Annotated in this window: 9 protein-coding genes and 1 pseudogene; 3 read left to right on the top strand and 7 right to left on the bottom strand. The window is 76.3% G+C overall.

The annotated features are described in order from the left end of the window. Positions 1 to 2 precede the first annotated feature (2 nt). The 6 genes from MY520_RS24965 to MY520_RS24990 form a co-directional block, all read right to left on the bottom strand. Positions 3 to 680, bottom strand: coding sequence for a glycosyltransferase (locus tag MY520_RS24965; protein ID WP_436695393.1), 678 nt, complete (start codon positions 678 to 680; stop codon positions 3 to 5). Then, positions 677 to 1,531: an NAD-dependent epimerase/dehydratase family protein gene (locus tag MY520_RS24970; protein ID WP_436695394.1), complete on the bottom strand. Its 855-nt coding sequence runs from the start codon at positions 1,529 to 1,531 to the stop codon at positions 677 to 679. The genes MY520_RS24965 and MY520_RS24970 overlap by 4 nt, the downstream gene beginning before the upstream one ends. Continuing rightward, positions 1,528 to 2,313: an aldolase/citrate lyase family protein gene (locus tag MY520_RS24975; RefSeq protein WP_436695395.1), complete on the bottom strand. Its 786-nt coding sequence runs from the start codon at positions 2,311 to 2,313 to the stop codon at positions 1,528 to 1,530. The genes MY520_RS24970 and MY520_RS24975 overlap by 4 nt, the downstream gene beginning before the upstream one ends. Before the next feature lie 51 nt (positions 2,314 to 2,364). After that, entirely contained in the window at positions 2,365 to 3,468 is a 1,104-nt protein-coding gene (locus MY520_RS24980; protein ID WP_436695396.1) for an ABC transporter ATP-binding protein, read from the bottom strand. After that, the gene (locus MY520_RS24985) at positions 3,465 to 4,982 is read right to left on the bottom strand and encodes an ABC transporter permease (RefSeq protein WP_436695397.1); all 1,518 of its coding nucleotides are present in this window, start codon (positions 4,980 to 4,982) and stop codon (positions 3,465 to 3,467) included. The genes MY520_RS24980 and MY520_RS24985 overlap by 4 nt, the downstream gene beginning before the upstream one ends. Positions 4,983 to 5,062: 80 nt before the next feature. Beyond that, positions 5,063 to 6,085 (bottom strand): iron ABC transporter substrate-binding protein, encoded by a 1,023-nt coding sequence (locus MY520_RS24990; RefSeq protein ID WP_436695398.1) that lies wholly within the window; start codon positions 6,083 to 6,085, stop codon positions 5,063 to 5,065. An 86-nt stretch (positions 6,086 to 6,171) separates the two neighbouring features. Between MY520_RS24990 and MY520_RS24995 the strand changes: the two genes are divergently transcribed. The 3 genes from MY520_RS24995 (at position 6,172) to MY520_RS25005 (ending at position 7,401) form a co-directional block, all read left to right on the top strand. Further along, the gene (locus MY520_RS24995) at positions 6,172 to 6,621 is read left to right on the top strand and encodes a GNAT family N-acetyltransferase (RefSeq protein ID WP_436695399.1); all 450 of its coding nucleotides are present in this window, start codon (positions 6,172 to 6,174) and stop codon (positions 6,619 to 6,621) included. A gap of 36 nt (positions 6,622 to 6,657) precedes the next feature. Beyond that, the gene (locus MY520_RS25000) at positions 6,658 to 6,960 is read left to right on the top strand and encodes a hypothetical protein (protein ID WP_436695400.1); all 303 of its coding nucleotides are present in this window, start codon (positions 6,658 to 6,660) and stop codon (positions 6,958 to 6,960) included. 72 nt (positions 6,961 to 7,032) lie between these two features. After that, positions 7,033 to 7,401 (top strand): hypothetical protein, encoded by a 369-nt coding sequence (locus MY520_RS25005; protein ID WP_436695401.1) that lies wholly within the window; start codon positions 7,033 to 7,035, stop codon positions 7,399 to 7,401. A gap of 112 nt (positions 7,402 to 7,513) precedes the next feature. Here the strand turns inward: MY520_RS25005 and MY520_RS25010 are convergent. Then, positions 7,514 to 7,714: pseudogene (locus MY520_RS25010) on the bottom strand (HNH endonuclease); the annotation flags it as partial.

Below are 7,714 nucleotides of genomic sequence, written 5' to 3' on the forward strand. Positions count from 1 at the left end.
GGTCAGCGCCGGTGGCGGAGGGCCCAGGCCAGCGACCGCGCCGACTGCCGCAGCCGGGCCCGCGCCGTCCACGCCGACCGTCCCTCGGCGCGGCGGTCGCGGGCCACCGGCACGCTGGTCACCGGCCGCCGGGCCAGCCCGACGGCCAGCACGATGCTCGGCGCGTCCGCGGCGAGGACGGCGTCCCGCACGCGGCGGCCCATCGCGAGGAACGCGCCGGCGTCCGGCGGCAGCCCGGTCAGCCGCGCGGCCAGCCGGCGGTGCGCCGTGCCGGTGAACCGGCGCAGCGGGGACTCGTAGGGGCCGCGGCGCCCGGCGAACACCGCCTCGACGTCGCCCCGCGCCAGGCGCTCGAGGAGCTGCGGCACCGCCTCGGGCGGGTCCTGCAGGTCGGCGTCCAGGCACACCCACACGTCGGCGTCCGGCTCGGCGGCCAGCCCGTGGGCCAGCGCCGCGTGCTGGCCGCCGTTCACGGTGAGCCCGGAGACCGCGATCCGCCGATCGGTGACGCTGAGGCCGACGGCGACCCGCGCACTGTCGTCGGGCGAGGCGTCGATGACCAGCCGCAGCCGCCAGTCCCGGCCCTCGAGGGCGGCGGCCAGCCGCTCGGCCAGCGGCGCCAGGGTGGCCTCGTTGCGGTAGACGGGGACGACGACCGCCAGCCGGGGCCCGGCGCTCATGCCGCCGCGGCCCACGTGCGGGCCAGCCCCTCGGCGAGATCGACCGTGGGCCGCCAGCCCAGCATCGCGGCGGCAGCCGACGGGTCGCTCACCCAGTCGGCGGTGTCCCAGTCCCGGCCGGGGTGGGCGCCGGGCGCGGTGGCGATCGACCGCCCGGTGACCCGCTCGGCGGTGGCGACCAGCTCCTCGGTCGACGTCTGCACGCCGGTGCCGACGTTGAGCACCTGCCCCGGCGGGAGGTGGTCGGCCAGGGCGGCGCGCACGCAGGCGTCGACGACGTCGCCCACCCAGACCCAGTCCCGCCGGCTGACGTGCCCCGGCAGCGGGACGACGGCTCCGGTGCGGGCGGCCCCGAGCACCACCGGCACCAACCGGGTCGGGTGGTCGCCGGGGCCGTAGACCTGGAAGGCCCGCAGCACCGCCGCCCGGACCCCGCGCTCGGCGGCGGCGGCCTGCAGCAGCAGGGAGCCGGAGGCCTTGGTGGCGCCGAAGAACCCCCGCGGCCGCAGCGCGGCGTCCTCGGCCAGCGGTCCGGGGCCGGCCGCGTACTCGGTCGAGGACCCGAGCCGCACCACGGCCCGGCAGCGGCCGGGCAGCGCGTCGACCAGCCACGGGCTGGTGTTGACCGCGACCGTCGCGGCCCGCTCCGCCGGCGTCGTCTTGGCCCGCCCCGCGGCGAGGGAGAACACCACATCGGGGTCGGCCGCCCGCACCGCCGACGCCCCGGCGTCGGGGTCGGCGAGGTCCACGTCGGCGCGGGTGAGCGGGACGACGTCCCAGCCGTCGGACCGCAGCCGGGCAACCAGGTGGCGACCGACGAAGCCGCCGGCGCCGGTGACCACCGCCCTCACGCCGGCTGCGCCTCCGGCACCCCGGTCACCGCCGACGCGAACTCCGCCCGCCGCGCGGCGGCCTCGGCCGGTGCGGCCCGGTGCAGCGCGCCGAGGACGGCCAGCAGCCGGGGCACCTCCACGAACGGGTCGCGGCCGGCCATGTCGGCGGTGAACGACCGGCGCAGGAAGGTGAAGTCGGTGCCCAGCCGGACCAGCTCGGCGGCCAGCAGCTCGGCCGGCACCGGGAAGCCGCACTCCGGCAGGGTGAGCCCCCCGACGCCGAAGGGCTGGTGCACCGCGGCGCGGACGGCGTCGACCGTGCCGTCGACCAGCGGGGTGAACAGCTGGGTCGCGCCGCGGTCGATGCGCAGGTCGTTGAGGCCGACGTAGATCCGTGACAGCGGTCGCCGGGCCAGCTCCGGGGTGCGGTGCACGGCATCCTGGGTCTCCACCAGGATGCCCAGGCCGCAGCGCCCGTCGACGAGGTCGAGGGTGCGGTCGACCTGCTCGGCGGAGCGGACCATCGGCAGCAGCACCTCGTCGGCGCCACGGGCCACGGCGTCGTCGACCTCGGCCGCGGTCCACGGACCGAAGCCGTTGACCCGGCAGAGCAGCCGGCCGGCGGTCGCCGCCCGCACGCGGCTCAGGTCCTCGGGGGTGTCGGCGTTGATCTGCGTGCCCTCGCCCCGCTGCCGGCGGTGCTTTCCCCTCCGTTCCCAGTCGACGACGATCCCGGCCGCGCCGGCGGCCACCACGTCGGATCCCCAGGCGGGGTCGACCGTGAAGAGGAAGAGATCCACGGTGGTGAGCTTAGGCACACCTAACCGCCGGTGTGCAACGGGACCTCCTCCCTAGCTGACGGCCGCCGCATCGACCGCGGCGCCGGCCGCCGCGCCGGCCGCGGCACCGGCCGCATCGGCCGCCCCCGAGGGGAACGGCAGCGCCGCGCCGAGCACCCGGACCGACACGTCGTCGCCCGCGGCGGGCAGGTCCCGACCCTCCAGCCGGGCACTGAAGGTCTGCCCGGTCGGCAGCTCCAGGCGGACCCGGGCGTCGTGACCGAAGAAGTCGACGCCGCGCACCCGCGCCGTCGGACCGCCGGCGTCCGGCCCGTCCAGCCGCAGCTGTTCCGGGCGCAGCAACACCCGTGCCGGGCCGTCGGGGCAGGCGCGATCCAGGGCGAGGACGCCGAGGGCCGAGTGCGCGGACCCGCCGCGGACGTCGGCCTCGAGCACCACCGACTCCCCCACGAACGTCGCGACGTCGAGGTCCCGGGGGCTGCGGTAGAGCGTCCGCGGGTCGGCCAGCTGCACCAGCCGCCCGCCGCGGAGCACGGCCACCTCGTCGGCCATCGACAGCGCCTCGGCCTGGTCGTGGGTGACCAGTACCGCGGTCGCGCCGGAGGCGGCCAGCGCATCCGCCACGGCCTGCCGGGTCTCCTCGCGGAGCGACGCGTCGAGGGAGGAGAACGGCTCGTCGAGCAGCACCAGCGACGGCTCCGGTGCCAGGGCCCGGGCCAGGGCGACCCGCTGCTGCTGGCCGCCGGAGAGCTGGTGCGGGGCGCGCTGGGCGAGCGCGGGGTCGAGCCCGACGAGGGTGAGCAGCTCGCGCACCCGGCCGGTGTCGCGACGCTGCCGCCGCGGCAGCCCGAAGGCGACGTTGCCGGCGACGCTCAGGTGCGGGAAGAGCCCGCCCTCCTGCGGGACGAAGCCGATGTGGCGGCGGCGGGCGGGGACGCTGCGGCCGGGGCCGGCCACCTGCCGGCCGCCGACCTCGATGGCGCCGCTGTCGGGATCGTCGAAGCCGGCGATCAACCGCAAGAGCGTCGTCTTCCCGCATCCGGACGGCCCCAGCAGGGCGGTGAAGCCGCCCTCGGGGACGTGCAGGTCCACCCCGGTGAGCACGGGTGTGGCGCCGTAGGACTTCGTCACGTCGGTGACGATCAGCGAACTCATGTGGTCAGACCTCTGCGGGCATCGCGGGAGAGCAGCACGGTAGCCGGTGCCGAGAGCAGCACCATGACGACGGCGTACGGCGCGGCGGCCCCGTACTCCAGGGCACTGCTGGCCGACCAGAACGCGGTCGCCAGCGTCGTCGTCCCGGTGGGGGCCAGCAGCAGGGTGGCGGTCAGCTCGGTGACGACGGCGAGGAACACCAGGGCGGCGCCGGCGCCGATGCCGGGGGCGAGCAGCGGCAGGGTCACCCGCCGCAGCCGGTCCGGAGCCGAGGACCCCAGCGACGCGGCGACGTCGTCGTAGAGCCGGGGCGACTGCTCCACGGCGGCCCGCACCGTGACGATCGCCCGCGGGAGGAAGAGGATCGCGTAGGCGGCCAGCAGCACCGGGACGGTCTGGTAGATCCACGGCGTCGCGTTGATCGCGAGGGTGACCAGAGCGAGGGCGATGACGATGGCCGGCACGGAGCTGCCGAGGTAGGTGCTGCGCTCCAGCAGCGTGGCCACCCGCCCGCGGGCCCGGACCGCCAGCCAGCCGGTGGGCAGCGCCATCGCGGTGGTCACGACCGCGGCGGCGGCCGCCAGCCCGAGCGTCGTCCCGGTCGTGGTGATCAGAACGGCGAGGTCGAGGCCGGTGGACGAGCCCCGGACCACCCAGGTCGCCAGGCTGGCCAGCGGCACGGCCAGCGAGAGCCCCACCAGCGCGGTGAGCGCCAGCAGCGCGGGCGCGGTGAGCGCGCCCAGCGGCACCGCCCGACCCGGCCGGGCCACGCCCGCGCCGGTGCGGGCGTAGCCACGCCGGCCGCGCAGCCGCAGCTCGGCCAGGAGCAGCAGGAGGCACAGCAGGACGAGGACGCCGGCCAGCATCGTGGCGCCCGGCCCGTTGAAGGTGGCCCGGTACTGGTCGTAGATGGCGGTCGTGAAGGTCGCGTACCGCAGCATCTGGAGCGCGCCGAACTCGGCCAGCACGTGCAGCGCGACCAGCAGGCTGCCGCCGAGCAGCGCCACCCGCAGCTGCGGGAGCTGCACCCGCCGGAACACCGCCCAGCTGGACAGGCCCAGTCCGCGCGCGGTCTCCTCCAGCGCCGGGTCCAGGCCGCGGAAGGCGGCGACCACGGGCAGGTAGACGAACGGGAAGTAGGACAGCGTCACGACCAGCAGCGCGCCGGTGTAGCCGTCCATGCCGGGCAGCAGCGAGATCCAGGCGTAGCTGTTGACGAACGCGGGCACGGCCAGCGGCGCGACCAGCAGCACGTGCCAGACCCCCCGTCCGGGCAGGGCGGCGCGCTCGACCAGCCAGGCCGCGCCGACCCCCAGCAGGGCGCACAGCAGCACCGTTCCGCCGACCAGGCGGGCGGTGTTCCAGAGCAGCTCGCCGACCCGCGGCCGCAGGACCAGTTCGCGGATGCCGCTCCAGCCGACGTCGACGGTGTACGCGGCGATGTAGGCCAGGGGCAGCAGCGCCAGCGCGGCGACCGCCACGGCCAGCAGCAGGGTGACCGGGCTGCGGCGCACCCCCGAGCGCGTGCGGACCCGCCCCGGGGGCACCGGCCGGGCCGGCGTCCCGGGCTCGGCGGCCGGTGACGCGGTTGCGCTCAGAGGAGGCCCACCTCCTGCATGAGCTCGGTGACCCGCCGCTGGTCGAGCGACCCCGGGTCGACGTCCGGCGCCTGGAGCTCCTCCAGCGGCGGCAGCACGTCGGCGGAGGCGACGCCGGTGCCGACGGCGTACTCGAGCGCCGAGCTCCCGGCCAGCTTCTCCTGCGCCTCCGGGCTGGTGAGGTACTCGACCAGCTGCTGGGCCTGCTCCGGCTGGTCGCTGGAGGCCAGCACGCCGGCGCCGGAGACGCTGACGAAGGCGCCCGGGTCCTGGTTGCGGAAGAGGTGCAGCCGCGCGTCGTCGCCCTTGAGGGCGTTCTCGGCCTGGTCGCGGTACCAGTAGTAGTGGTACATGACGCCGGCGTCGATCTCGCCCTCGTCGGCGGCGACCATCACCGCGGTGTTGCTCTGGTAGATGCCGGCGTTGCGCTCCAGACCCTCCAGCCACGCGTGTGTGGCGTCCTCCCCGCGGAGGGCGAGGACGGCGCTGACGATCGCCTGGAAGTCCGGACCGCCGGCGGCGATGCCGATGCGCCCCTCCCACTCCGGGTTCGCCAGGTCCATGATCGACGCCGGCAGCTCGGCCTCGGGGAGGACCTCGGGGTTGTAGACGAGCACCGTCGAGCGCGCGGCGAACCCGACCCAGGTGCCCGACTCCGGCCGGAACTGCTCCCCCACCTGGTCCAGCGTCGACTGCTCCAGCGGGGCGAGCAGGCCCTCGCTGTCGAGGATGTCGATCGACGGGCTGTTCTCGGTGAGGAAGACGTCGGCCGGGGAGGCGTCGCCCTCCTGCACGATCTGGTTGGCCAGCTCGGCGTCGTTGGCGTCGCGGAACTCCAGTTCGATGCCGGTCTCGGCGGTGAAGTCCTCGAGCATGGTGCGGACCAGGCTCTCGTGCTGGGCGCTGTAGACGGTCAGCGTCTCGGCCTCGGCGGCCTCGCCGGAGCCACACCCCGCCAGCAGCCCGGCGACGGTCAAGGCGGAGAGAGCCGTGGCGGACGTCCGCCCGAGCCTGGTCACGTGTCTGCTCCTGAAGATAGGCAAGCCATACCTGACCAGAAGGTGTACCACGGGCGGCCGTCGCGGCGTCGGCTACAACTGCTCCCATGGCCCCCGTTCCGACGCTGCCCGTGCGCACCGCCCGTTTCGCCGAGCTCACCCCGCTCGAGGTCTACGCGCTGTGCCGGTTGCGGGTCGACGTCTTCGTCGTCGAGCAGCAGTGCCCGTACCCGGAGCTCGACGGGCGCGACGTCGAGCCGGCGACGGTGCACCTGTGGATCGAGGAGGACGGGCAGGTCGCGGCGACCATCCGGGTGCTCGACGACGGCGGGACGCGGGCGATCGGCCGGGTCGCCACCGCGGCCACGCACCGCGGTCGCGGGCTGGCCGCGCAGCTCATCGAGGCCGGCGTGGCGCTGTGCGGCGATGCGCCGATCACGATGGGCGCGCAGGCCCACCTGGAGGGCTGGTACGAGCGGTTCGGGTTCCGGCGCAGCGGACCCGGCTACGTCGAGGACGGCATCCCGCACGTGCCGATGCGCCGCGAGCCGGCCTGATCCACTTCGGGGTGGCGGATCGGGCAGGCTGGCGCCGTGGCGCGCAGTCCCCTGCTCCGGGCGGCCGACCGCCTGGAGCGCCTGGCCGCACGGACCACTCCCGGCGACTGGCGGACGGGTGGACTGCTGGCGACCCGGCCCGAGGTCATCGCCCACCTCCCGGACGGCGGCACCGAGCACGTCGCCGAGGCGCGGGCCGGTACCGGCGCCTGGATCGCCGCGCTGTCGCCGGCGCTGGCCGCACCACTGGCCGCCTGGCTGCGCGCCGCGGCCGCTGCCCAGCCGCCGGACCCGGCCGCCGAGGCGTTCGCGCGGGAGCTGCTCGACCGGCTGCCGTGACGACGGCTCGCCTCGGGCGCACGCGCCCGCACGGGTGGACGCTGCCGCAGGTGGCGCGGCAGGGTGACGGGGGTGTCCGCTGCCCGGAGCGCCTACGCCCACGACGCGGTGCTCGTCCTCGACGGGGAGGGCGACGACCGGGCACCGGGCGGGGCGATCACCCTCGCGCTCTGCGGCAGCTGGACGCACGAGCCACCGTGCCCGCTGTCGCCGCACCACACCTCGACCTCCCGGACCGGCGACCGGCTGCACGTGCGCGTGCTCTTCGCGGCGGCCGCGACCGACGAGCAGCGCGTGCGCGACCTCGTGGCGGAGGCACTCGCGGGTGGGGAGTCCACCGGGCCCGACGGCGTCCGCACGTCGTGGCGACTGCTGGAGCAGGACCGCTCCGACGTCCGGCAGGAGGAGCGGGCGCACGCCGACCGGCTGGCCGGGAGCTGACCCGGACCACGCGCTGACCGCCCGGATTGCGGGACCAACCCGCTCGAACCTCCGAGGGCAGCAGGGACCGGCTGGTCGACGTGCGGACTTGTCGACAGCTCCCACGCACTTCTCAGAACGGTGGCGGGTCGTCGCCCGGATCGGCGTCGGGTGGGGTCTCGGCCCTGGTCGACGGGTCGGCTGCGCGACGGTCGAGGCCCGGTGGTCGGGTGCTGCGCGTGACCCCCGAGGGCGTGGTGACGTGCAGGACGCCGTCGGCGTCCATGACGAACCGCCAGCCGCGGGCGTGGGTCTTGAGCCGGTGGTGGCTGCG

Origin of the sequence: Geodermatophilus sp. CPCC 205506, assembly GCF_051383635.1 — a bacterium.
Classification (GTDB): Bacteria; Actinomycetota; Actinomycetes; order Mycobacteriales; family Geodermatophilaceae; genus Geodermatophilus.